The organism is Streptomyces sp. NPDC059816, from assembly GCF_042732055.1.
Taxonomy (GTDB): Bacteria; Actinomycetota; Actinomycetes; order Streptomycetales; family Streptomycetaceae; genus Streptomyces.
Genome location: NZ_JBHWIQ010000018.1, coordinates 66,855 through 91,353, shown reverse-complemented (window position 1 = coordinate 91,353; position 24,499 = coordinate 66,855). Strand labels below are relative to the sequence as shown.

Here is a 24,499-nt window from a genome sequence, read left to right as displayed (position 1 = left end):
CCATTATCTGGCGGCGTTTTTTTTTTTTTTTTTTCCCACGGCGGGGGGGGGGGGCCGGGGGCGGGGGGGGCCGGCCCCCCCCCCCGCGCCGCCCCCCGCGCCCGGCGCAGCAGGGTCCGGACCCGGGCCATCAACTCGCGCGGGCTGTACGGCTTGGTCATGTAGTCGTCGGCGCCGAGGTCGAGCCCGAGCAACAGGTCGTCCTCGGTGCTGCGGGCCGTGAGCATCAGCACCGGCAGTTCACGGGACTCGGCCCGCAGTACCCGTATGACGTCGAGGCCGTCGGCCCTCGGCATCATCACATCGAGTATCAGCAGGTCCGGCTCGTGGTGCCGGACCTGTTCCAGGACGGACAGACCGTCACGGGCATGCGTGACGGTGTGTCCCTCGCGTTCCAGATAGCGACGGATCAGTTCGGCCTGTTTGTCGTCATCTTCGGCGACCATGACTTCTGCGCACACGTCGATGATCGTAGAGGAGGTACGACGATCGGACCGGTGCGCTCCCCCCTCGCCCAGTGACCGAGCGACCGGGGACGGGTCGTCACTCCGCGGCGAACACGCCGATCCCGTTGGCGACCATGCGCTCGGAACCGTCGGTGGGATGGTTGCGCACCGACGCCTTGCTCGCGCCCGCGGCCCGGGTCGCCAGGGTCGTCGAGCCGCCTCCGTCGAGGTTGAACCCGTCCTCGGCGCCCGCGTCCCGCAGCACCCGGGCCAGTTCCGCCACGGTCAGGCCCTTGCGGTAGGTCGTCGCCCCGTCCACGGCGAACAACAGCAGCTTGCGTCCGCCGCCCGCGATGCCCACCGCCGTGCGCACCGCCGAGGCCGCGGTGTCGAGCCCGGCGAGCGGAGCGCCGCCGCGCAGGACCGGGAACCCGCCGATCGCGAACCGGTACGACACGTCCGCCACCGACGGGACGAGTCGGTGCCGTACCGTCACCGCGTCGCCCACCGACAGCTTCCGCAGCCGCCCGGCGCCCTCCTCCCGTCCGACCAGGACCGTCGTGCCCTCGGGAACGCGTCCGCTGCCCGGCACGTCGGTGGTCTTGACGACCTCGCCGCCGCGTACCGCCACCTCATGGGTGTCCTCGCTGCACGGCGCGCCCCGACTGGTGTCGCTGCCGCAGGTCGCGCGTAGTCGGGAGCGGCTGCCCCAGTCGGGGGTGAAGGCCCCAACAGAGCCGACCTTGAGGGCGTACTGGTTCAGCCCGTGCAGCTTCACCGTGCCGTCCGGTGTGGTGAACGCCCCGTCCAGCCGGAGCCGGTCCAGCCGGGCCCGGCCCGTGGTGTCGACACCGAGCACGTCCTCGGCGCTGGTGCCGGACGGCAGCGACGGTCCGAAGCGCTGCTTGCGGGGGACCGCGGCCTTGAGGGCCCGTCCCTGGGTGACGGCCGGGCCGACCGGTGCGTAGGTCGGTGACACGCCCGGATGCTGGGCCTCGGAGATGTTGAAGAAGTCGCCGTTGACCCCGGCGACGGCGCCCGCGGAGTTCGCCAGCGAGGAGACCGTGGCCCGGGCGCCGACCACCGACGGGTAGAGCAGCCCGACACTGACCCCGGGAGCACCCAGGTCCACGGTGACCAGGTGTCCGTGCGTCATCCCGCGTGGGGTCTCGATGTCGTAGTGACGGTACGTCACCCCGCCGGCGACGCGTTGGGTCACCCCCAGCGAACCGTGGGCCCCGGGGGGTGCGCCCCGGACTGCTCCTGCGAGGACCCTCTTCGACGGTGCCTGGTCCGCGGCCTGGGCGCCGCTGGCCGGAGCCGCGGCGGACAGGGCCGTGGCGGTGAGCGCGGTGCACGCGAGGTACGCCGTCCACAGTGCTCTGACCCGGACGCGCTCGCCGGCGGACCCGGACCGTTCGGCGCGAGGCCGTCGGAGGGGTCCGGTCGCCCGTCCCGTACCGCGTTCTGTCACTGCGCGTGCTCCCTTCGCTGGTCACCCGTCCAACTTCCGCCCGGTGGAACGGGCTTCGGTCGGTGAGCGAGTCCATCAGAAGGGTCGGTGACAGTGGGGGATCATCTCCCCGCGCTACGCGAACGGATCAGAAAACACACTCCTTCGGGTGCTTCCCAGGCACACCCCCAGCCCCTCGGTGGACCTGCTGTCGGTGGGGGAGCAGCGGTCGCGCGGTGCGGCGGGACGGTCAGGGGATGCGGGCCACGGCCCCCCACCCCACGTCGGCCGCGATGCCGAGGGTGCTGCCGTCGGGGCGCCAACGGGGCATCGGGACCAGCCCGGGCGCCACCAGGTCCAGCCCTTCGAAGAAGCCGGCGATCTGCTCGGGCGTCCGCAGGACGTAGGGGACGCCGCCGGCCGCGGCGTAACTGTCGTTCGCCCCGGCCAGTGCCGGCAACCGGGAACTGGGCGCACTGTGGCTCAGTACCAGACAGCTGCCCGGGGCGACCCCGTCGACCAGCCGTCGCACCAGCGCGTACGCCTCGTCGAGATCGGCGATGTGGCCGAGCATGTCGCTGAACACCAGGGCCGTCGGCTGCCGTGCGAGGTCCAGCGTGCGGGCCGCCTCGGCCAGCACCCGCTCCGGCTCGCGGATGTCCGCGTGGACGTACGCGGTGGCGCCCTGCGGGGTGCCGTCCAGGTACGCCGCCTGGTGCACGGTGACCATGGGGTCGTTGTCCACGTACACCACGCGGGCCGTGCGGTCGGCCGCCTGGGCGATCTCGTGGACGTTCGGCTCGGACGGCAGCCCTGCGCCCAGGTCCAACACCTGGCGCAGACCCGCCTCGGTCACCGCCCACCGAACCGACCGCCGCAGGAACTGACGGCTCGACAGGGCGAGCTCCCGGATCTCCGGCACCTCCGCGGCGAACGCCTCTCCGGCGACCCGGTCGGCCTCGTAGAAGAGGTGGCCGCCCTGCCAGAAGTTCCAGATGCGCGCCGAGTGCGCGACGCTGGTGTCGACGCCGGTCGGTGCCTGGCGCGGCGGAACGGGCTCGGTCATGGTGCGGCTCCTCGGGGCGGCGGTCGGGGCGGGGCCCGGGGAAGCCGTGTCGGGTCGCCCGCCCCGGGCGACGACCGCTCGTTCGTCAGGTGCGCCGGACATCACCTCATGCAGCCATATTGCGGGCCGTACGACTTGCGCGCATCGTGGAGGTATGGCCGACCAGGAGCGCCCCGAGCCCCGGTCGGGCCCTCAGCGGAGCGGGCGCCCGGCGGACCGGCCGCGCACGCTCGCCAGATATGTACAGGCGGGCCCGGAGGGCCCCCGGCAGGCACGGGCGCACGTCCGCGCGGCGCTCGCCCGGTGGCACGTGGACCAGACGGTCACCGAAACGGCGACCCTGGTGGCCTCCGAGATCGTCACGCACGCGGTCCTGCACTCCGGCGCCGTACCCGGTCGCGCCGCGGTCGAGCGCGTCCGCTGTCAGGTCGAACACTGGCAGCGGGGCGTCGTCCGCGTCACCGTCCAGGGACCACCGTGCAGTTGCCTGCCCGGTCCCCGTCCTGCCGCCAGCGCCGAGGGTGGCGGTGACCCCGTGCGTGACCTGCGGGAGTACGCCCGGGGACTGGAGGTCGTGGTGGCCCTGTCCGATGCCTGGGGCGCCCGCCAGACGGATACCGGCCAGACGGTGTGGGCCCAGTTGTAGACCGGGCGGCCCGACGCCCTGCGCGGGACCGTGCCGGCCACGGACTGCCGACACGGTCAACACCGCATATACGGAATTGCAGACTTCTGCAATTCATGGGCGGCAGAAAGAGCGTGCCGGGCTCAGCCCGGTTGCCCTCCGCCGTACCGAGGGTCCGTCCAGCCGCCGTCGCCCCCGTCGGAGGGGTACGGGTCGTCGGGGTGGAGCGGGAAGTGCGCAGGGCCACCGCCGTGCTCCTCGCCGGGGCCGCCCCGGGGCATCGGCTCCTCGTGCCGGTACTCCTGGAACGGTGCCGCGGCCTGGGACTCCAGGGGACCCTGCCACCGGTGACTGTGGGCCGGGTGCGCGAGGTGCACTTGGGCGTGCTGCACCGCGTGCTGCTGGTACGCCGCCCTCCCGTAGACCTGTCCACCCATACCCGGGTGCGGCTGCGCGTACGGGTGCGGGCGAGCCGGTGCGGCCTCGTGGGCGCTCCCCGGGGCGTAGCCGTGGGCCGGCGCTTGCGGTGGGGCGGCGCCGGACCCGGCGGGAGCCCCGTAGGGCGTGGAGGTGCCGGGCTGTTCGGCGGGCCAGGGCTGCCCGGCGGCCGGAGCCTCGGACCCCGCGATGAAGTCCCCGGCCCGGGAACCGGTTCCGTCGGCCTGTCCGTCGGAGGGGGGTCCGGCTTCCGCGGCCGGCTCTTCGCCGGGCAGCAGCACCTCGACGTGCTCGGCACCCGACTTGCGCCGCTGCTCCGCCCACTCCTCGATCTGGGCCCGGCACGCCAGGTCCAGATGGGTCACGGCACGGGCGTCCACCACGACGCGCTGCTCGCCCGCGACCGAGTCCAGTGCACGGATCAGTCGGATCAGCCGCAGGAAGGTCGCGTTGCCCCTGAGCACCAGACGGGTTGCGTCGCCGTCGTTGACCCTGCGCACGGACAGGTGGGACATGCGCAGGGCGGTGAGCACGATGGCGACGGCCAGCCCGCCGATGACGCCGTCCAGCAGGTCGGTGACCACGATGGCGCCCGTGGTGACGAACATGACCAGACCCTCGCCCCGGTCGGTCCGCCACATCTTCACGAACGACGGCGGGTTGAAGAGCTTCCAGCCCGCGTGGAGGAGCACTCCGGCGAGGATCGTGACCGGGATCAACCCCAACAGGCCCGGCAGCAGCAGCCCGAAGCCGAGCAGCCAGGCGCCGTGGAGGATCCGGGAGACCTTCGTGGTGGCGCCGGCCTGGAGATTGGCGGCGCTGCGGACGATGACCGCGGTCATGGGGAGTGCGCCGAGGAATCCGCAGAGGGTGTTGCCGACGCCCTGGGAGAAGAGTTCGGCGTTGTACTTGGTGCGCGGGCCGGTGTGCATGCGGTCGACGGCCGCGGCACTGAACAGGCTCTCCGCCGAGGCGATGACGGTGAAGGTGATGACCATCGTCAGGACCTTCGGGTCGGTGAGCCCGTGGAAGTCCGCGAGCCCGACGAAGTCCACCGCGTCCAGCAGATTGCCGACCTGGACCTTCTTGACGTCGAACCCGGGCAGCGCGGCCACCGCCGAGCCCAGTACCACCGCGATCAGCGGCGCCGGCACCTTGCCCAGGGGGTCGGGCACCTTCTTCCAGAGGAAGCAGATCACCACGGCCATCACGCCCAGGGCGAGCGCCGCGCCCTTGCGGGAGTCACCCAGGACGTCGGCGACGAGGTCGGGGAGCCCCCCGATGTTCTTGAGGGCGGTGCCGAGTTGTTTGGAGTCGACCAGAGCGTAGGTCTGACTGAGGATCAGCGGCAGACCGATGCCGGCGAGCATGCCCTGCACCACGGACAGCGAGATCGACTGGAAGACCCGGCCCAACTTCAACAGGCCGAGCGCCATCTGGAGGACGCCGCTGACGAGCACCACGACGCCGAGCAGGCCGACCCCGTGTTCCGTCGTGAACTCCAGCACCAGTACGGCGAGTCCGGCGGCCGGTCCGCTCACCTGGAACGTGCTGCCGGGCAGGAAACCGACCACCAGGCCGCCCACGATGCCCGAGATGATGCCCAGGGACACGGGTACGCCCGACGCCGCCGCGACGCCGATGCACAGCGGCAGCGCGACCAGGAAGACGACCACCGACGCCATCAGGTCCGCGCCGAGGGCGGCCGGGGACAACGACCCGGACGGATCGCCCGCGGTCGATCCGCCGCTCCTGCGCGCGTGCCGTCCCGCACCGGGACGTGTTCGTTTAGACGACACCGTGTTCCTTTCGCTGCGTCGTGCACGTCGACGAGCCGTGCGGCTCCCCCGGGGCTCGTACCGGGTGCGCGGACGCATGGGTTGGGGGGATTGCGTTTCCGGCGCCGCCCCGCAGGGTTCGCCCTTCCCATGGGCGTCTGAGGTCGTCGAGGAGGGCGCCGGGAGGGCCCGTCGACCACGTCGGGCACTGCGCGGTGACGCCTCCGGTCCTTCGGGGCGGACCGGTGGTCACTGCATGCCGCGCTCCCTGTCGAGCGGCTGGGACAACTGGGTTTCCTGAGGCGTCCGGACGGGCACCTCGGGCCGGATCATGCGCCGGTGGTGTGAGCCGTTGGTGAGATCATGGTGAGAGCGGCCTCATGGGAACCGCGGGTTCACCCCCGCCCGATGCCCTGTCGCGTCCCGCACCATGGGCGGAGCCCACGGTTGACCCCCTCACCGTCGTGCCTGGTCACAGCTCCGCTGTTCGCCCCCGCACGGTCGCGCGCCGCGCGTCGCGCGAGCCCGGGACCCGCCCTCGGGAGCCGCCGGGGACGCCGATTCGTAGATATGAAGAATTTTGCAATTGACTAGCTGGAGTCTGTTGCGGAAGCAGAGGTGAAGCCGCCTGCCTACCCCGGCGGGCGCCCGAGGGCACCCGCGCGGGGGCGTCAGAGTCGACGGAAGTAGACCGTAAGTGGATAGGGAGTACACCCGAGCGCCTCGTACAGGGCTCGGGCCGGTGCGTGGAACCGGTCGCCTCCGGTGCCGATTTCGACGACCTCGGCACCGAGGTCGCGCATCCGGTTGAAGGCGTGCTCGCACAGTGCCGTGCCCAGGTGGTGGCGCCGGTGCCGGTCCGAGACGGCGAGGATCGTCACCTCGCCCTTCTTGCGGGCCGGGTCGACGCTCCACGCCAGGTAGCCCGCGATGTCGGCTCCGACTTCGGCGACGGCGACGTACGCGTGCCGTTCGGGTGCGTGGAGTTCGGCGACCTGCGTGCGGTAGTCCTCGCGCCAGTTGCCGTGTTGAACGGCGAAGACGGCCTCGCCCACCGAGGGGCGGAAGGACTCCTCGTAGAACGGCCGGAACGTGTCGATGGTCAGTTCGGTCAGTGGTGCCAGGTCGTGCTGGGTGAATGCGCGGATGAGCACGGAGTGTGCCTCTCGGACTGAGGGCGTGATACCCGGGCGGAACAAGGGCATCGGTCGGCCCGCTCCCTGCCACAGGATCGGCGGTGAGCCGGCCTCCTCAGCGACGCGTACGCCGGGCGTCAAAGCACTCCATGGCCCGCATGGTAGTGCCAGGCGTGTGTTCCGACCGCGTCGACGGCCGAAACCGTGCGCCGCCGTTCAGCCGTCTCCCGGGCCAAAGGGGCGGTCACCCGTCTCCGCACCCGTGGGCAACAACGGCTCCGGCACGCCCCACGGTGCCTCCGGGGGATCTGCCTGCCGCGGGAAGTCGGGGACGTCATGCGGCCCGCATGCGAGCATGGCACCAGTACGGCTACACGGAGAACGGGGTGAGCGGGCGGTGAACGCGGCAGTACCGCTGTATCAGGCGAAGGCGGAGTTCTTTCGGATGTTGGGGCACCCGGTGCGCATCCGGGTGCTGGAACTGCTCCAGGACGGGCCCAAACCGGTTCGCGAACTGCTGGGTGAGATCGAGATCGAAGCGTCCAACCTGTCACAGCAGTTGGCGGTCCTGAGGCGCTCCGGCATCGTGACGGCCACCCGCGAGGGGTCCACGGTGGTCTACGCGCTGGCGGGCGGGGACGTGGCCGACCTGATGCGCGCGGCGCGCCGCATCCTCACCGAAATGCTCGCCGGGCAGCACGAGTTGTTGACCGAGCTACGGGCCGCCGAGGTCCGCACGGACGTTCCCTGACTGCCGGCTCGCCGGGGCACCCCTCCAGGACCTGCTCGAAGTCCCGTTCATCCGGCAGCCGGGCCGGTCCTCCACGCCGCCCACCGGCCTCGGCGGCCCCGACGCCCCCTCCCGGCGCAGCGCTAGAGGGGGAGGGTGATCCAGATGCTCTTGCCCCGCCCGTCGGTGTCGCCACGCAGCACGGCGGTGCCGCCGAGGCCCATGGTGAGCTCCACGACGGTGGCCAGACCGCTGCCCGGACCACCGGCGAGCGAACCGTACAGGGCAGGTTGGTAGGGGTGCCGGTCGTGGACGGCGAAGGCCAGGGCATCGGCGCTGGCCGCGTAGGTGACCGTCACCGTCGGTGAGAGCGCGGCGGCGTGTCGGACGCTGTTGGTGACCAGTTCGGACACGATCAGCAGGGCCGGGTCGACGCTCGGGTGACGGCAGTCGATGCCCCACTCCACCAGCACCAGCTCGGTCATCTCGCGTACCGTCCGCACGGACTCGCCCGTCGTGGGCAGCACCAGCACGTGCCGCAGCGGCCAGTGCTCGGCAGGCGCGGCCATCACCGTCCCGCCGTCCGGCACGGGCACCGCGGGCCCGGCATCGTCACAGTGCCCTCCTCATCGAGGTCGCAGGGACCGCCGGCGACACGGGGGCGGCCCCGGCCGCCTCGTGGAATCCGGCCCGGCGGCCCGGTCCAGTACGGCAGGGAAGCCATGATGTAGACAATTGCAGAACTCCGCAATTCCCCGACCCGGCCGTGCCGGGACACATGTCGACCACGGGACGTCCCCTTCCGCGGTCACCGGGCACCGACCGCTGCCGGGCACCCGAAAAGTGGGTGCGGGAGGCAACCGGTCGGTGCCAGGCTGCGCCGATGAACCACGAACAGATCTCAGGGATCGCCCACACCCATCACCCGATCAAGGCCCCGGTCGACGACGAGTCGGTGCACCGACTCCTGGACCGCGCGATCCCCCGCGAGGACGCCCGGGTCCTCGACCTCGGCTGCGGCCCGGCCGAGTGGCTGCTGCGCGCCCTGGCCAGCCGCCCCCGGCTGCGTGCCGAAGGGGTCGACGTCTCCGCCGACGCCCTCGCCCAGGCCCGTGCAGCCGCCGCCGACCGCGGTGTGCAGGACCGCTTGACCCTGCACCGCGGGCGAGCCGAGGAGTTCGTCCCGGACCACCCCTTCGACGTCGTGCTCAGCGTCGGCGCCACCCACGCCTTCGGTGGGCTCCTCCCCACCCTCGCCGCCGCGCGCGAACACCTCGCCCCCGGCGGACACGTGCTGGTGGGGGACGGCATCTGGCAGGACGAACCCACCCGGGAGGCCATCGAGATGCTCGGGGACTTCGCCGACCTGGCCACCACGCTGGACCTGGTGGCCGCCGACGGCTGGACACCCGTGCACGGCCATGTGAGCAGCCGTCGTGAACTGGACGACTACGAGTGGGCGTGCTGGGGAACGCTGGCCGCGTGGGGCCTGGACCGCCCCGACCACCCCGACGGCGCCGAGGCCCTCGCGACGGCGGCCACCCGACGCGCGGAATGGCTGCGCGTCTACCGGGACACGTGGGGCTTCCTCAGCCTGGTGCTGCGCCGCACCTCGGACTGAGCAGCGGCCACCGCCCTCTCCGCGCCCGTTCCGACGGGCGCCCGCTCCGCGTTGTCAGTGCGCGCACCTAGGTTCGTACCCGTCCCGCCGATCCGGCGTGGACGTCCCTGTGGTGTGCGGAGGAGATGACGCGTTGTCAGATTGGGAGAGGTCGAGCACGGCGCGGGTGGTGCCGCCCGCACGGCCGCGCAAGCTCGCCAAGGTTCCGTTCGTCGAGTTGGCCGACCGACGCGTGCAGGGCGTGGTGTCCAGCGGCTCCGACATCGGGCGGGTGTACGTCTCGTCCGTCACGGCCGGCACCTACGCGTTCGCCTGTAGCACCAACAACAACCGGCCCTGCGGCGGGGCGCGCGGCACCTACTGCAACCACATCCGTGCGCTGTTGGTGGAGGCCGTGCTCCAGTACGGGGCCGCACGCGTCGCCCGCTACCTGGGCGTCGAGGCCACCGACGACGAGCCCACCGCGCAGACCCTGACCACGGCGATGAGCGGCACCCGCCCCCCACAGGGCGACACCACGGCCGCCGCACCGGTCTTCAGCCGCTTCCTGCGCCACCTCGCCTACCTGGAACTCGATCCGACCACCGTCCCGGTGCCCGAGATGCAGTGGTTCCCGCCGACCAGGGCGGTGGCGTGATGCGTGTCGACGTCCTCACCGAACCGATCGCCGGGCTGGACGAGGCCCTCACCGCCGTCGACGGCTTCGACCGCGCCCTCGTCACCGGCCTGCTCCGCCCGCCGTCCGACCGGGCCGCCGGCGTGACGGGCCTCGCCCACGCCCTGGGCGGGACGCCACTGGCCGCACGCGTCACCGAGGCCGCCGCCAAGACCGTCGCAGGAGCCGCCGACGAGGAACACCTCCTCATCTTGGCAGCCGCCCGCAACGCACTGCTCGGCTCCGTCCACGACGCGCTCACCAGCTGCGTCGACGCAGCGATCGGACGGCCCACCGGCGAGAGTTCGTTCCCGGCACCGGGCGGACCACTGGCCGCAAACCTCCTCGCAGCGGCCCGCTCCTGGCTGTCCGAACTGGCCCGCGGCGGATGGACCGGCATCGACCACGAGACGGTCTCCGGGGCCGCCCCGATCGTCTCCGCGATGCTGCCGGTCCCGGAGCTACGGCGTCTGGCGACCCTCCTCGACGGTTTCACCGCCGAACTCGCCGCCTCCTGCCCCGGAACCGCCCTCGAACGCGTACCCGTCCGACGCTGGGCCGACCTGTGGTCGCGCGCCGTGTTGCTGACCCTGCCCGGCGCGCTCACCCCACCGGCGACCGCCCCCGCCACCGGACGGCTGCTGCCCCTCGGGGTCGACCTCCAGGAACACGCGACCGCGGTACAGGCCCAGGTCCACGCGGTGTTCGAACCCGCCGACGGCGGCCCGCCACGGCTCGTACGCGCCGCGGCGTCAGCACCGAAACCCGACACGGTCGTGGGCGCCGGACCGTGGCAACTGCTCCGCCCGCACCTGTCGCTGCTGAACGCCGTCAGCGAGGGCCGGGCGATGGACCTCTCCGCGATGCCGCTCACCGCCGGGGGCGACCTGATCTGGAACGACGAACAGGCCCGTGCCGGCGAGCCCGCGGCCCCCTTCACCACGGCCCGCGTGGTCCTGCCCACCGCGATCCGTGCGGCGACCGCGCCCCTCGACCGACACCCCGCGGGCCTCGCCGCCCCCGTCCTCCTGGAGGGCTACACCGTCGAACAGGACGCGGCCGAGACGACCTTCGTCCTTGCCGGACACCGGCTCGCGGTCGCCGCCGACCGGGTGCCGATCGCCGGACCGCTCATCCCCGGGGCCGTCGCGGCATCGAGCGCATGCATCGGCCTGCTCCGCTGGGACGGCGGCACGTTCAGCGTGCAGCCGCTCGCCGTCGAGACCACGGTCCGGAAGAAGACCGTCGCCGTCCACGCCGGCGCCTGGGCCGGCGGCACCAGCGACAAGGTCGGAGCCAGGGCCGAGAAGGCCGCGACGGACGCCGTGGCCGTGCTGCGCGAGCGCGCCGGAAAGCTGTTGCGGACATGACCGAGCCCACCCCGGGAGTGACCTCCCACGCCAACCGCCGGCAGGTCCTGTACTGGCGACTCCTCGCCCGACTCCTCGACCCCGAGGAACAGCCCGTGCTGGAAGCCGCGAGCCTCGCCGTGGTCGACGACATCGGACTGCCGTCCACGCTCCTCGACCCCCAGGTCTCCATCGACTCGGTCGTCCAGCGCCACCCCGAGCTCGCCGCCGAACTCGACGGCCTGATGCTCACCGAACCCGGGCCGGCAACCGGCTCCCCGGACGACGGCAGCGACGACGACGGCAGCGACCGCGACGAAAGCGACCGCGACGACCGTGACCGGGCCGCCGAGGTACGGCGCGCGGCACTGGTGTCCAAGATCCTCCTCAACGTCTACTCCTTGGGCACCGGACCGGTCACCGCGGAACAACTCGCCCGCTGGCAGTGCGACGCGGGCTGGCTGGAGCGCGCGCTCGGCTGCGCCCCCGGCCAACTGCGCACCGGCCGAGCCGCGCAGGGACCCGGAACAGGCGTCAGCCCGACCGGCACCGACAGCGCCGGAACCACCCCCGACCTGAGCCGTTTGATCCCCGAGATCGGACCCGAACTCGGCGCGATCGAAGCCGCGCTCGTACGGCGCATGCGGCTGCGCGAAGTGCTCGCCGACCCCCGGCTCGCCGGGCGACTGACCCCGAGCATGTCCCTGATCGAGCAGCTGCTGCGCGACAAGGACAACCTCTCCGGCGTGGCACTGGCCAACGCCAAGTCCCTGATCCGCCGCTTCGTCGACGAGGTCGCCGAGGTGCTGCGCACCCAGGTCGCCCAGGCCACTGTCGGCGCCCTGGACCGTTCGATCCCGCCCAAGCGGGTGTTCCGCAACCTGGACCTCGACCGCACCATCTGGAAGAACCTCACCAACTGGAGCCCCGAAGAGCAACGGCTCTACGTCGACCGCCTCTACTACCGGCACACCGCCCGCAAGACCACGCCCCAGCGACTGATCGTCGTGGTCGACCAGTCGGGCTCCATGGTCGACGCGATGGTCAACTGCACCATCCTGGCGTCGATCTTCGCGGGACTGCCCAAGGTGGACGTCCACCTGATCGCCTACGACACCCGGGCCCTCGACCTCACCCCCTGGGTCCACGACCCGTTCGAAACCCTGCTGCGCACCCGACTCGGCGGCGGCACCGACGGCACCGTCGCCATGGCACTGGCCGGGCCGAAGGTCGCCGAACCCCGCAACACCGTCGTCGTGTGGATCTCGGACTTCTACGAATGGCAGGCCGAGCCGCTGTTCGAGAGCATGGCCGCCCTCCACCGCTCGGGAGCCAAGTTCATCCCGGTCGGCTCGGTCAACAGTTCCGGCCGCGGCAACGTCAACCCGTGGTTCCGCGAACGCTTCAAGGACCTCGGCACACCGGTCCTCTCCGGCCACATCCGCAAGCTCGTCCACGAGCTCAAGACGTTCCTCGCTTAGAAAGGCCCCGCATGTCCGACCTGTTGCGCGCCCCCGCCGAGATCAAGTACGCCGAAGAGCTGGACTGGCTGGAGTCCGTCGACGACGGCCCCAAACCCTTCACCTGGCGCCTGTCACCCAAGATGGTCCGTCTGTTCGTCCTCGGGTCCGAGCGCTCCGACGGCCTCGACCGCGAGATCTCCCCGAAGTGGTTCGGCGACCGCAGCTTCGTCGAACGGTCCATCGTCACGCTGGCCTCCGACCGCGGTCTGCTGCTCATCGGTGACCCCGGAACCGGCAAGAGCTGGCTCGCCGAACTGCTGTCCGCCGCGATCTGCCGCAACTCCACCCTGGTGGTCCAGGGCACGGCCGGCACCACCGAGGACCACATCAAGTACTCCTGGAACGTGTCCATGGTGATAGCCAAGGGCCAGTCCCGGGAGTCGATGATCCCCTCGCCGATCATGACCGCGATGGAGTCCGGCGCGATCGGCAGGTTCGAGGAACTGACCCGCTCCACCAGCGACGTCCAGGACGCCCTGATCTCGATCCTGTCGGAGAAGTACCTGTCGGTCCCCGAGCTGGACAGCGACAACATCGTGTTCGCGAAGCCCGGCTTCTCCGTGATCGCCACCGCCAACAGCCGCGACCGCGGAGTCAACGACCTGTCCTCCGCGCTCAAGCGCCGCTTCAACTTCGTCCGCATCCCCGTGGTGACGAACAAGAAGAGCGAGGCGGAGATCGTCCGCTTCCGCACCGAAGAACTGCTGCGCCGCCACCAACTGGAGCTGGAGGTGCCGCCCACCCTGCTCGACGTCCTGCTGCGCAGCTTCGCCGACCTGCGCGCCGTCTCCGCCGCGGCGGCCAGCGACGACGAGCGACTGGAGTCCGCGCTGTCCACCGCCGAACAGATCGGCGTACTGGAGGACGCCGTCCTGCACGGCACCTTCTTCGGCGAGCGCGCACTGACGGCCCGCACTCTCGCCTCCTCGCTCGTGGGCTCGCTGGCCCGGCGCGAACCGGAGGACCTGGCCATCCTCAACAAGTACCTGCACGGTGTCGTGGAGCCGCGCAGCAAGGAGGAGGGCGGGGAGTGGAGCCCGTTCCTGGAGGGCGGCCGCGACGCGATCGCCACCCTGTCGTGATCCCCGCACACGAGGGGACCGGCTTCGACGCGCTGCGCACCCAGATGCAGCAGGCCGCCACGGCCTTCGCCGACGGCCCCGACGCCCTGGAGGGCATCCTCCTCGGAATCGTCGACGACGTCGACCGCGCGGTACGCGAACCACTGGAGGTCTTCCCCGTCTGCCACCACTCGCCGGCCTCCGCGACCGCGATGGCCCGGCGGCTGCGTGAGAAGCAGCCCAAGGTCGTGTACGTGGAACTGTGCGAGGACATGGCCCCCCTGCTGACCGAGCTGCGCAACTGCACGCTGCCGGTCGCGGTACAGGCCTTCGCGAGCGAAGCGGACGGCTTCCCCGCCGCGTGGGCACCGCTGTCCGTGGTCGCCCCGCTCACCGAGGCGTCGGCCGAGTACCAGGCGATCGCCTACGCGCTGGACACACCCGACGTCGAACTGGTGCTGGTCGACCGCTCCTCGGACCACGTGTTCCAGTGGCAGGCCCGCGACCACCGCACCCCGGGGCCGGCTACCGCGGAAGCCCCGCCGGCCGAGGAACAGGCCGCGCTGCACGGTGACGCGGTCGGGGTGAAGATCGGCGACCTCCGTCCGCGCTTCGCCGAACTGGAGGAACACCTGCTGCACCACGGGCGGGTACGCCACTGGTCGGAGTGGTGGCACCAGTACGTCGAGGTGCCGCTCGGCGACAGCGATCACCACACCTACCGCCAGGTCATGTTCCTGATCGGCAGCCTGTTCCGCCGACTGGCACCCGGCGATCCGGAGCGGGTGCGCGTCGACGAGGACCGCGAACGGTACATGTGGACGCGGATGCGCGCACACCTCGCCGCCTCCGGGACCGATCCCGCGGACTGCCTCTACGTCTGCGGGGCGTTCCACGCGGCCAGCCGGGTCGCGGAGTTCGGTGTCCACGGCGCCGACGGCTTCGAGATCGGGCCTCGCACCGCGACCCCGTGGCAGTACGGCCTCATCCCTTCCAGCCACGCGGCGATCGAGGCCCAGTTCGGGCTCGCCGCGGGCTCCGTGTCGATCGCCGCGACCCAGTGGGCCAAGAACGTCCGCCGCACCCGGGTCCGCCCCTTCCGGCTGACGGGACAGGCAGGACCCCGGCAGCCGGGGCAGCCCCGCAAGCCGCCGCCGACCACCCCCGGAGCCAGCGAAGCGCTTCCGGACCGACTCTCCGGTTTCCTCCAGCGCCCGCCCGCCCTCGACGGACTCGACGAGGCCGAACTGCTCGGCTGGTCGGTGGAGATCGTGCGCTCCGCACGTCGCAACGGATACCTCGCCTCCACCGCCGACGCCATCGCCGTGTTCGAGACCTCGATCCTGCTCGCCGGCATGCGCGACCGGGCCCGACCCACGCCCTACGACTTCCAGGACGCGGCGATCACCTGCATCGAGAAGGACAGGGTGCCCGGGCGGCGCGACGTGCGCCGCCTGGTGGAGATCCTCATGGGCGGCGACCGGATCGGACGGGTCGGCTACGACGCGCTGCCGCCGCTCGCCCGGGACGTCCACGACCGGCTCGCCCCCCTGGGTCTGAAGCCCGAACGCCGCGGAGTGCAGCGGGCCCTGCTGGACATGACCGCGCGGCCGGAGCTGGAACGCTGCTCCGACGTGCTGTGGATGCTGCACCGACTGATGCCGCAGGGCGCCGCCCGACCGATCATGGGCGAGCGCCGCCTCGGCGAGCGACCGATCCAGGAGTCCTGGGACCTCGCCCTCGGCACCCACCAACGGGCGCTGATCCAACTCGGCTACGAGGGCGTCAGCATCGAGCAGGTCCTCGAACAACGCCTCAGACGCGTTGCCCACGACCCGCAGACGACCGCGGCGACCGTCCTCGAAGCCGTCGAGGACGCCACGCTCCACCTGCCCGGCCACCGGCTCGCCGACGAACTGGGCCGGCGCGCCCTGGAAGTCCTGGCGACCGAACGCAGCGTCGACGGCGCACCGGAGGTACTGCGCCGGATACGTCGCCTCCTCGCGTACTACCGGACCGCCCGGCCGACGCTGCCCGCGTGGATCGAGTCCTTCGTCACCACGGGCTACGCCCACTACTGCACCTTGCTGCCTACGGCGTCCACCGCCGAGGACGCGACCGTACGACAGGTCTCCGCGATGCTGGGCTTCCTGTTCGGCATGGAGGGCCTGGCCCTCTCGTTGGGCTGTGACCGCCACCAGTTGGAGCTGGCGATCGCCCAGTCCCACCCGCAGGAGCCCGCCAAGGTGGCACTGCTGTGGGCGGCCGAGGTGCACCTGGGAAGGACCTCCCGGGCCGAACTGCGCGCCCGCTGCGACGGCCTGTTGGACAACCCGCTGGTGGTGCCGTCCTACCCGCACTACCTGAGCGGGCTCCTGCACGCGCTGGAACCCGTTCCGCAGCTCGCCGACTTCGTCGTCGAGGCGGTGTCGAACGCGTTCTCCCGGCTACCGGACCCGGTGCTCCTGCCCTGGCTACCGACCCTGATCAGCACCCTGCGCGCGGGCGGCACCGAACTGGCGCCGTTGCTGATCCGCGAGGCGGGGCGGACCTTCCCGGGCAAGCTCACCGCCCTGGACGCCTGGGTGCCGCCCTGGCAGGGCACTTTGGCCGCGCCCCCCGTGCTGCCGCCGCCTCATGGAGGGGCGTCACTGCTCACCGCCCATCCGGCGACCTGCACCGCGATTGCGGCACTCCTGGGCTGCGACGGGTCGTGGGAGCCGGCCGGCCCCGCCGGAGCGGAGCTCGTCGCCCGTCACCCGGACACGGCGAAGGCACTCGAAGCCTTGCTGACGACCGGCTGAGCGCCGCGCCGGCGACACCGGAACACCCGCTGTAGGGGGCCGAGTGGGGGGACCCGGCCCCACCGTCCGGCGACGGCCGAGATTTGTAGCATACTCAGCGGGAATTCGACACGACCGTGAATGCGGGGGGCCACTGTGACGTTCGATGCCGCCGTCCTGAGGGACGTGCGCGGGGCAGGCGCCGGACGCCACAGACCCGTGCCGCCGGTGCGGCGGGGCCGCGCCGGATGAGTGACGGTTCCGGCATAGCCCTGACGACCCCGTACCTGGACACCGACGCCGACCAGCTCTGCTTCTCCCTCGACCAGCCTCCACGCGACGCCCTCGCGGTGCGCGAGCTGACGGTCAACGGCATCGACGTGCACCTGCGACTGCTGGGTGCGTCCCACCAGGTGTTCGCCGGCCCCGTCCGGGAGACCGTGGCCTGCCTTCCCGGCGCCACGGGGGGCCTGCCCGACACGGTGCGCGCGTTCGACGGCTGGGAGTACCGGTTCGGCGCCCGGGTACGGCACTTCACCCCGGAGGAGTTCAGCGACGAGGTGACCTGGGTCCGCCGGATGTCCGACACCCACCCCCGCGCGCTGTACGGGATCTTCCCCGGCGCCACCGAAGCAGTCACGGCACTGGTCGTGGACCCGCTCGCCGCGGGACTGAGCTGGCGCACCTGGCACACCTATCCGCAAAGCCGCCGGATCGTGGCGACGCACACCCGACTTGAGGCCCGATGAAGACCGCACGCCGCATCAGCGCGACGCTCCTCGCCACGGTGGCCCTCGCCGCCTGCTCCGACAGTTCGGAGCCGACCAACGCCGTCCCGTACCAATGGATCACCGAGCAGTACACGCTGGTGCCCGTCGGCTACGTCGACAAGCAGGACCTGCCGTCCGAGGTCGCCGACGAAATCGACGACCACACCTCGGCACAGGACATGGACACCACGGGAGAAACGGTCTTCCTCCGCTACCGGGACGACATCGTCGCCGTCGCCCCCTACCAGCGGGGCAGCCAGATCGAGATCGCGGACTATCGCACCGGCTACCAGCGGTGGAGCGGAAAGCTGCCCTCGAAGTGGCCGCACCCGGACAGCAACGAATTCCGCGGCGGGGGCCCCGGCGCCGGCAAGTAGCCCACCGCCGCCCGTCCGAGCCCCTCAACGACCCCAGCGAAAGGCACCACCGTGGCAGAGATCTTCGAGTCGGCAGGCATCGCCCTGCTCTACGGCCTCGTCGGCTTCGTGGTGATGGCGGTGGGCTTCATCGCCCTCGACCTCGTCACCCCCGGCAAGCTGTTCCACGTGGTGTGGACCGAACGCAACCGCGGGGCGGCCGTCCTCCTCGCCGGCCAGACGATCGCCATCGGCCTGGTCATCGAACAGTCGATCCGGGCCAGCGAATCCGAACAGGGCCTCGGACACGGACTGGCCAGCACCCTGCTCTACGGGCTCGCCGGGGTCGCCGTCATGACGCTCATCTCCCTCATCGTGGGTCTGATGACCCCGGGCCGCCTGGGCGCCGTCGTACTGGAGGACACCGGCGACCGCCCGCACCCCGCGGCCTGGGTCCAGGCCGCGATGTACCTGGGCACGGCCTTCATGGTCGGCGCGGCCGTCTCCTGACCACCCCATGAGCACCGACACGGCCCCCCGGACGTCCACGCCCGCGCCTCCCGCGCACGGGCCCCCGTCACGGGGGGCACGGTTCCTGCTGCTGCTCGCGGTATTCATCTGTGCAGCCTGCGGCCTGACCTACGAACTGGCGCTGACCGCCCTCGGCAGCTACCTCATCGGCAACTCCGTGATGCAGACCTCCGTGGTCCTGTCCGTCATGGTCTTCGCCATGGGAATCGGTTCGCTGGCCGCCAAACCGCTCCAGAAACGCGCGGTCGGCGGCTTCGCACTGATCGAGGGCACCCTCGCCCTCGTCGGCGGCCTGTCGGTGCTCATCCTGTACGTGTCGTTCGCCTGGCTGCGCATCTACATGCCCGCCATGGTGGTGGTGTCGTTCGCGGTCGGACTGCTCATCGGCGCCGAGATCCCGCTGCTGATGACGCTCCTCCAGCGGATCAAACGGCAGGAGGCGGGCAGTGCCGTCGCCGACATGTTCGCGGTCGACTACATCGGCGCCCTGGTCGGCGGACTGGCCTTCCCGTTCCTGCTCCTGCCGGCCTTCGGCCAACTCCAGGGCGCGCTGGTCGTGGGCGCGGTCAACGCCACCGCCGGTGTCGCCGTCGTACTGTGGATCTTCCGTCACGAGACGCGCCGCATCGTGCGGATCGGTCTGCTCGCGGGCATGACCGCCGTCCTCGGCGTGCTCGGCACGGTGTACGTCCTGGCCGACGAGATCGAGGTCAGCGCCCGTCAGCAGCTCTACCGCGACCCGATCGTCCACGCGGAGACCACGCCCTACCAGGACATCGTGATCACCCGCTCCCGGGCGTTCACCGGGTCCCCGGACACCCGTCTGTACCTCAACGGCGACCTCCAGTTCTCCTCCGTGGACGAGTACCGCTACCACGAGGCGCTCGTCCACCCCGCCCTGTCGAAGAAGCGCGCGTCCGTGCTGATCCTCGGCGGCGGTGACGCGCTGGCCCTGCGGGAGGTCCTGCGCTACGACGACGTCGAGAACGTGACGCTCGTCGATCTCGACCCGGCGATGACCCGGCTGGCACGCACCTTCCCGCCGCTCGCCGAACTGAACGACGGAGCCTTGGACGACCCGCGGGTCACGGCCGTGCACGCCGACGCCTTCAACTGGCTGCGGGACGCCACCCGCCGCTACGACGCCGTCCTGATCGACTTCCCCGACCCGGACACCGCCGCACTGGCCAAGCTGTACAGCGTGGAGTTCTACCACCTGCTCGGCAAGGTCTTGAACCCCGACAGTCAGGTGCTCGTCCAGGGCGGCTCCCCGTTCTTCGCCCCCAAGACGTACTGGTCGATCGCCGAAACGCTCGCCGAGGCCGGCTACACCACCACGCCCTTCCAGGTCGACGTGCCCAGTTTTGGCAATTGGGGCTTCCTCCTCGCCACCGCGGACACCGACACCCCACCGCCGCTGCGCCTCGCCGCGGACGCCCCGGGGCTGAGGTTCCTGGACGGCTCCGTGCTCAGCGCCTCTACCGTCTTCCCGGTCGATCGCCGTCGCCAGGAAGTACGGGCGAGCACGCTGATGGACCCCGCGGTCCTGGAGTACACCCGCCACGAATGGCGGAACTACTAGCTGGCTCCTCCCGCCCCGTGCCCCGTGGCCGCCACCGGTGGTGACGGGACGGAGCTGCGGTCGTACTAGCCTGTCTGTCATGGAGCTGCGGCAGTTGGAGTACTTCGTCGCGGTCGCGGAGGAAGCGAGTTTCACCAAGGCGGCCGCACGGCTGTACGTGGCTCAGTCGGGGGTCAGCGCACAGGTACGGCGACTGGAACGGGAGCTGGGCCACGAGCTCCTGGACCGCTCGGGGCGGACCGTGCGCCTGACCGAGGTGGGCGTGGCGGTCCTCGGCCACGCCCGTGCGGTACTGGACGGGGTGGCCGCCGTGCGGCTCGTCTCCGACGAGTTCGCGGCGCTCGTGCGCGGACGCGTCTCGGTGGGAACGGTGCGCTCGTGCCCGGGCCTCAGCACGCCCGGCGTGCTGGCGGACTTCCACCAGGCCCATCCCGCTGTGGAGATCACCCTTGTGGAGGACGACTCCGACTTCCTGCTGGAGGGCCTCCACACCGGGCGGCTCGACGTGGCGGTCGTGGCCCTGACCGCCACCACCCCACCGGATGTGGAACTCGACGTCTTCGTGGACGAACCGCTCGTCATCGCGGTCCGCCCCGACGATCCGTTGGCCGGCCGGAGAACGGTCGCGATCGACGCCCTACGTGACCGGCCCCTGATCAGCCTGCCCAGGGGCACCGGCATCCGCACATGTCTGGAGGAGGCGTGCGGCGCCGCGGGGTTCGAGCCCCGCATCGCCCTGGAGACGGGTGATCCCGGGGTACTGGCCCAACTCGCCGCGCGTGGTCTCGGGCCCGCGGTACTGCCCGAGTCCTTGGCCGCCGAACACGTCGGGGTACTCGAAACGATCGGGTTCGACCCCCCGGGGCTGCGGGGACGCATGGCGATCGCCTGGCGCACGGGCGGGCCGATCGGCCCCGCGGCCAAGGCGTTTCTCCGGCATGCCCGGCTGACCTGGGCGGACTCCGCCCCCAGGAGCGGGCACGCCGCCGACTGACCGTCCCCGTTCGTCCAGCAGGATCGCTTATGGGAGCGAGCAGGACCAGCTCTTGGACTTCTGATCACCTTCCCGCCGAGGATGGTCGAAGCAGCGGAGCCCGGGTCCAACGGCTCCCGGACGGTACGAGGACGAGGACAGCAGAAGATGCCCACCGACAGCATTCCGAATCCCTTCTCCGACTTGGCGGACGACGTCCGCGGCAGCGTGCTCCTCCCCGGTGAGCACGGGTACGACGAAGAACTACGCGGATTCCAGGCCGGGTTCAGCCACCAACCCGCGGTCATCGTCTGTGCGCTCGGTGCCGACGACGTACAGGCTGCCGTACGGTTCGCCGCCGTACGGGGGATGGCGGTGGCGGTGCAGTCGACCGGGCACGGACTCACGGTGGTCGACCGTGGCGGCCTGCTCCTGAAGACCGACCGGATGACGGAGGTCACCGTCGATCCGGAGACCCGGCGCGCGCGGATCGACGCCGGAGCGCGCTGGCACCACGTCGTCGAACGGGCCGAACCGTACGGACTGGCCCCGCCCAGTGGCTCAGCCGGACACGTCGGTGTCGTGGGTTACACCCTCGCCGGAGGCATGGGCCTGCTGGCCCGTGAGTTCGGCTACGCGGCCGACCACGTGCGCGCGCTCGACGTCGTCACCGCCGACGGCGAGCTGCGCGAGGTCACGGCCGTCAACCAGCCCGACCTGTTCTGGGCGCTCCGCGGCGGGCGCGACAACTTCGGCATCGTCACCAGCCTAGAGATCGACCTCCAATCGGTCTCCCGCGTCTACGGTGGCGGGCTGTTCTTCGACTCCGAGCACGCCGTGGCGGTGATGTCCTTCTTCCGTGAGTGGACGTCCCGAGTCCCAGACAGCATGACCGCTTCCCTGGGCATGATCGGCTACCCGCCGATGCCCTCCCTTCCCGAGGTCCTGCGCGGTCGACATGTGCTGCACGTACGGTTCACCACGACCGACCTGAGCGGCGGTCCGGATCTGGTGCGCCCCTGGTTGGACGTCGCTCCCGTGCTCCTCGAACACCTCGGTGAGCTTCCCTACCGGGAGACGGGTTCCATCTACCGGGAACCGGACTTCAGCCACCCCTACGACGGCAACAGCGTGCTGCTGAGCGAGCTGGACCCGGCGGTCCTCGAAGCGGTCCGTCAACTGGCGGGTGCGGACGCCCCCGTGGGGTGCATCGTGGACCTCCGTCACCTGGGCGGAGCCCTGTCGCGTCAACCCGAGACGCCGAGCGCCCTGAGCTTCCGGGACGCCGCGTACGTCCTGCGGATCCTGTCCGTACCCGACGGGCAGAACCTCGCGGACGTACGTGCCGTGCACCAACTCCTCGACGACGCCGTCCGGCCCTGGACCCTGGGCCGCTCGCTCAACTTCGTCTACGGAGAGCGGGCCGCGGACGAGCTCCGGTCCGAGTTCTACGAGAAGCCCGTTCTCGACCGTCTCGCCGCGTTGAAGGCCGTCTACGACCCCGCCAACGTCTTCCGCCGCAACCAGAACATCGAGCCGGCGGTGTGACCCGCCGGTCCGTTCGACGGGCCTTCCGCTGGATCGAGCCGGTTCCGTCACCGGCGGGCGGCTCGATGCAGATCAGACCGACTGCACCAGCCGGATGTACCGTGACCAGTCCCAGAGCGGCCCCGGGTCGGTGTGGTCTGCTCCCGGCACCTCGTTGTGGCCGATGATGTGCTGTCTGTCCCGCGGGATGCCGTACTTCGCGCAGAGGGCTGCGGTGAGCACGGCCGAGCTCTGGTAGAGGGCGTCGGTGAAGTACTCGGGCTGGTCGACCCAGCCCTCGTGCTCGATTCCGATGCTCCGAGTGTTGTAGGTCCAGTTCCCCGCGTGCCAGCCGATGTCGCGTTCGCGGACGCACTGCGCGACGTGCCCGTCCTCGGAGCGCACCACGTAGTGGGCGGACACCTTCTTCGAAGGGTTCTGGAAGATCGTGAGCGTGTCCAGCCAGGTCTCCTGGGTCACATGGACGACGACTCGATCGACGGCGTAGCTGTTGGGGCGGCTCGACGCGGTGTAGTTGGACGTACTCGCGGGCGCCGGCTGCGCCGTCGGGTAGTCGACTCCTTGGGGACGCGCGAAGGCACGGGACGAGGGGAACAGGGCCGTGGGGATCGCCGCGAGGGCGGCTCGGTTCAGTAGGCGGCGTCGGCTCGGCTCACCCGGGGGCCGTTGCATGACTCTCCTGTCTCTGCGGTTGCGGTGAGCATGGATGGGGAGCGGGTACGGTCGGTGTGCGGGCGACGGCCCACGGTCTGATCACCCTCGTGGCAGCGGTCGAGCCCCTGACCGCGCGTCAGCCCCGCATGGGGTGACGGGAATGCGGTGCGCGGCGCGGGCCACCGAGCCGGATGCCTTCGGGTTAGTGGGCCGAACGGTCGGAGCGGGGGAGGGTGGCGGCTATCTCCCGCAGTCTGGTGTGCAGACCCCGGTGAGTCTCCCGCACCGGCAGCCACTCCTTGCGGATCTTCGCGACGCAGGTGTAGTTGGTGTCGCAGACGTTCGCCACGGGCGACTCGACCGTCTGGGTGAGGAACTGGTAGGCGTCGAGTTCGCTGAATCCGTAATCCCGCACCAGCCACTGCACCAGGTCGAGTTGGGAGATGCGGAAGGCGTCCTCCAGCGGGCGGGCCGAGCCGGTGGAGATCAGGTGCGAATCCGATTCGAGGCGCGGCCAGGGAGTGGACACCCCCTTGAGCAGTTCCACGATGACCACCGTGTTCATGGCGCACTCGACGGCGACCCCGCAGGTCTCGCCCTCACCTTGTCGGGCGTGACCGTCGCCGAGGCTCAGCAGCGCACCTTCGACGTTGACCCCGAGGTAGCAGGTGACGCCCGCGCGCATCTCCGGGGTGTCCATGTTCCCGCCGTGCGCGCCCGGAGCGAGGGCCGAACGCACCTCCAGATGGGCGGGTGCGACCCCGACGGTGCCGTGCATGGGGTCCATCGGCAGGGCGATCGCGATGTCGCTGTCCTTGGCCCGGAACTGTGCGGTCCGTCGGGCCCGGTCGAGCTCCCAGATCCAGACGGTCTCCGGCAACGGCGCCTGCAACGAGGCCGTCGAGGACGTGGAGGTGAGCGCTCCGAACAGGGGCACCGTCGTCGATGCCGCCCAGTCCCGAGCGGGGTCGATCGACACGAAGTGCACCGCCACCGTGTCACCGGGCTCGGCACCCTCCACGTAGAAGGGCCCGGTCTGCGGATTGAGGTAGGGGAACTCGCACACCTGGGAGACGAGGTCCTTGTCCGACCGCACCCGGCCGCCGAAACAGTCCTCGGTGAAGAGGTCCAGCACCGTTCCGGGGGTGATGCGCGCGAAGGGTGCGGCGCCACCGAACGTCCAGGCGTAGTCACCCGGCTCGGGACGGACCGTGATCATCCGGGGGTCGCTCATCGCGGCGGTGCTCCTCTTGCTCTGCGAGGGCCAAGGGGCTGCCTCGTGTGCTGCAAAGGTACGACTCCCGAAGATCGGAGCGGAAGCCCCGACGGGACATCTGTGGGCCTTGATGAAAATGTGGATAACTCCGGCACTCTAAAGAGTGAACGAGGCGGCCGACGCCGCGCGCCTCGCCCCGACACCT

The 24,499-nt window shown here is 71.2% G+C and carries 22 protein-coding genes; 14 read left to right on the top strand and 8 right to left on the bottom strand.

All coding sequences use genetic code 11. The features are described 5' to 3' along the window. The 3 genes from ACFV88_RS23510 to ACFV88_RS23500 all read right to left on the bottom strand — a co-directional run. On the bottom strand, window positions 1-461 hold a 461-nt coding region (locus tag ACFV88_RS23510; protein ID WP_385493763.1), incomplete at its 3' end, for a response regulator transcription factor. 82 nt (window positions 462-543) lie between these two features. Then, the gene (locus ACFV88_RS23505; protein ID WP_385493889.1) at window positions 544-1,671 is read right to left on the bottom strand and encodes a phosphodiester glycosidase family protein; all 1,128 of its coding nucleotides are present in this window, start codon (window positions 1,669-1,671) and stop codon (window positions 544-546) included. Between the two features lie 478 nt (window positions 1,672-2,149). After that, complete coding sequence (locus ACFV88_RS23500) at window positions 2,150-2,965, bottom strand: SAM-dependent methyltransferase (RefSeq protein WP_385493762.1); 816 nt, start codon at window positions 2,963-2,965, stop codon at window positions 2,150-2,152. A 154-nt stretch (window positions 2,966-3,119) separates the two neighbouring features. Between ACFV88_RS23500 and ACFV88_RS23495 the strand changes: the two genes are divergently transcribed. Continuing rightward, window positions 3,120-3,611, top strand: a complete 492-nt coding sequence (locus ACFV88_RS23495; protein WP_385493761.1) for an ATP-binding protein — start codon at window positions 3,120-3,122, stop codon at window positions 3,609-3,611. A gap of 122 nt (window positions 3,612-3,733) precedes the next feature. On the opposite strand, the gene ACFV88_RS23490 is transcribed toward ACFV88_RS23495, so the two are convergent. Together ACFV88_RS23490 and ACFV88_RS23485 are read right to left on the bottom strand one after the other, a co-directional pair. After that, window positions 3,734-5,743: a SulP family inorganic anion transporter gene (locus ACFV88_RS23490; RefSeq protein WP_385493759.1), complete on the bottom strand. Its 2,010-nt coding sequence runs from the start codon at window positions 5,741-5,743 to the stop codon at window positions 3,734-3,736. Window positions 5,744-6,477: 734 nt separating this feature from the next. Next, window positions 6,478-6,960 carry a GNAT family N-acetyltransferase gene (locus ACFV88_RS23485; RefSeq protein WP_385493758.1) on the bottom strand — a complete coding sequence of 161 codons (483 nt, stop codon included), beginning with the start codon at window positions 6,958-6,960 and terminating at the stop codon, window positions 6,478-6,480. Between the two features lie 379 nt (window positions 6,961-7,339). Here ACFV88_RS23485 and ACFV88_RS23480 point away from each other — a divergent pair, with 379 nt between their 5' ends. Next, window positions 7,340-7,693, top strand: coding sequence for an ArsR/SmtB family transcription factor (locus tag ACFV88_RS23480; protein ID WP_385493757.1), 354 nt, complete (start codon window positions 7,340-7,342; stop codon window positions 7,691-7,693). Window positions 7,694-7,815: 122 nt separating this feature from the next. Here the strand turns inward: ACFV88_RS23480 and ACFV88_RS23475 are convergent, their stop codons facing one another. Next, window positions 7,816-8,241 carry an ATP-binding protein gene (locus ACFV88_RS23475; protein ID WP_385493756.1) on the bottom strand — a complete coding sequence of 142 codons (426 nt, stop codon included), beginning with the start codon at window positions 8,239-8,241 and terminating at the stop codon, window positions 7,816-7,818. A 314-nt stretch (window positions 8,242-8,555) separates the two neighbouring features. Here ACFV88_RS23475 and ACFV88_RS23470 point away from each other — a divergent pair, with 314 nt between their 5' ends. The 12 genes from ACFV88_RS23470 to ACFV88_RS23415 all read left to right on the top strand — a co-directional run bounded on the left by ACFV88_RS23470 (window position 8,556) and on the right by ACFV88_RS23415 (window position 22,424). After that, on the top strand, window positions 8,556-9,293 hold the full coding sequence (locus tag ACFV88_RS23470) for an SAM-dependent methyltransferase (RefSeq protein ID WP_385493755.1): 738 nt from the start codon (window positions 8,556-8,558) through the stop codon (window positions 9,291-9,293). A 133-nt stretch (window positions 9,294-9,426) separates the two neighbouring features. Next, a complete protein-coding gene (locus ACFV88_RS23465; RefSeq protein WP_385493753.1) occupies window positions 9,427-9,930 on the top strand; it encodes a hypothetical protein in 504 nt (167 codons plus the stop codon). Next, window positions 9,900-11,318: a hypothetical protein gene (locus tag ACFV88_RS23460; RefSeq protein WP_385493751.1), complete on the top strand. Its 1,419-nt coding sequence runs from the start codon at window positions 9,900-9,902 to the stop codon at window positions 11,316-11,318. Before ACFV88_RS23465 ends, ACFV88_RS23460 begins: the two co-directional genes overlap by 31 nt. Further along, a complete protein-coding gene (locus tag ACFV88_RS23455) occupies window positions 11,315-12,778 on the top strand; it encodes a VWA domain-containing protein (RefSeq protein ID WP_385493750.1) in 1,464 nt (487 codons plus the stop codon). The genes ACFV88_RS23460 and ACFV88_RS23455 overlap by 4 nt, the downstream gene beginning before the upstream one ends. A gap of 11 nt (window positions 12,779-12,789) precedes the next feature. Beyond that, entirely contained in the window at window positions 12,790-13,902 is a 1,113-nt protein-coding gene (locus tag ACFV88_RS23450) for an AAA family ATPase (RefSeq protein WP_385493748.1), read from the top strand. Between the two features lie 44 nt (window positions 13,903-13,946). Continuing rightward, window positions 13,947-16,685: a hypothetical protein gene (locus ACFV88_RS23445; RefSeq protein WP_385493888.1), complete on the top strand. Its 2,739-nt coding sequence runs from the start codon at window positions 13,947-13,949 to the stop codon at window positions 16,683-16,685. 227 nt (window positions 16,686-16,912) lie between these two features. Continuing rightward, window positions 16,913-17,413 (top strand): DUF2617 family protein, encoded by a 501-nt coding sequence (locus tag ACFV88_RS23440; RefSeq protein ID WP_385493747.1) that lies wholly within the window; start codon window positions 16,913-16,915, stop codon window positions 17,411-17,413. Beyond that, window positions 17,410-17,811 carry a DUF4247 domain-containing protein gene (locus ACFV88_RS23435; protein WP_385493746.1) on the top strand — a complete coding sequence of 134 codons (402 nt, stop codon included), beginning with the start codon at window positions 17,410-17,412 and terminating at the stop codon, window positions 17,809-17,811. Before ACFV88_RS23440 ends, ACFV88_RS23435 begins: the two co-directional genes overlap by 4 nt. 51 nt (window positions 17,812-17,862) lie before the next feature. Then, window positions 17,863-18,300 carry a DUF350 domain-containing protein gene (locus ACFV88_RS23430; RefSeq protein WP_385493744.1) on the top strand — a complete coding sequence of 146 codons (438 nt, stop codon included), beginning with the start codon at window positions 17,863-17,865 and terminating at the stop codon, window positions 18,298-18,300. A gap of 7 nt (window positions 18,301-18,307) precedes the next feature. Further along, the gene (locus ACFV88_RS23425; protein WP_385493743.1) at window positions 18,308-19,903 is read left to right on the top strand and encodes a polyamine aminopropyltransferase; all 1,596 of its coding nucleotides are present in this window, start codon (window positions 18,308-18,310) and stop codon (window positions 19,901-19,903) included. A 79-nt stretch (window positions 19,904-19,982) separates the two neighbouring features. Then, window positions 19,983-20,897 (top strand): LysR family transcriptional regulator, encoded by a 915-nt coding sequence (locus tag ACFV88_RS23420; RefSeq protein ID WP_385493742.1) that lies wholly within the window; start codon window positions 19,983-19,985, stop codon window positions 20,895-20,897. Between the two features lie 147 nt (window positions 20,898-21,044). Beyond that, entirely contained in the window at window positions 21,045-22,424 is a 1,380-nt protein-coding gene (locus ACFV88_RS23415; RefSeq protein ID WP_385493740.1) for an FAD-binding oxidoreductase, read from the top strand. 72 nt (window positions 22,425-22,496) lie between these two features. On the opposite strand, the gene ACFV88_RS23410 is transcribed toward ACFV88_RS23415, so the two are convergent. Together ACFV88_RS23410 and ACFV88_RS23405 are read right to left on the bottom strand one after the other, a co-directional pair. Continuing rightward, on the bottom strand, window positions 22,497-23,096 hold the full coding sequence (locus ACFV88_RS23410) for an N-acetylmuramoyl-L-alanine amidase (protein WP_385493739.1): 600 nt from the start codon (window positions 23,094-23,096) through the stop codon (window positions 22,497-22,499). 184 nt (window positions 23,097-23,280) lie between these two features. Continuing rightward, on the bottom strand, window positions 23,281-24,312 hold the full coding sequence (locus ACFV88_RS23405; RefSeq protein ID WP_385493738.1) for an acetamidase/formamidase family protein: 1,032 nt from the start codon (window positions 24,310-24,312) through the stop codon (window positions 23,281-23,283). Window positions 24,313-24,499: the final 187 nt, after the last annotated feature.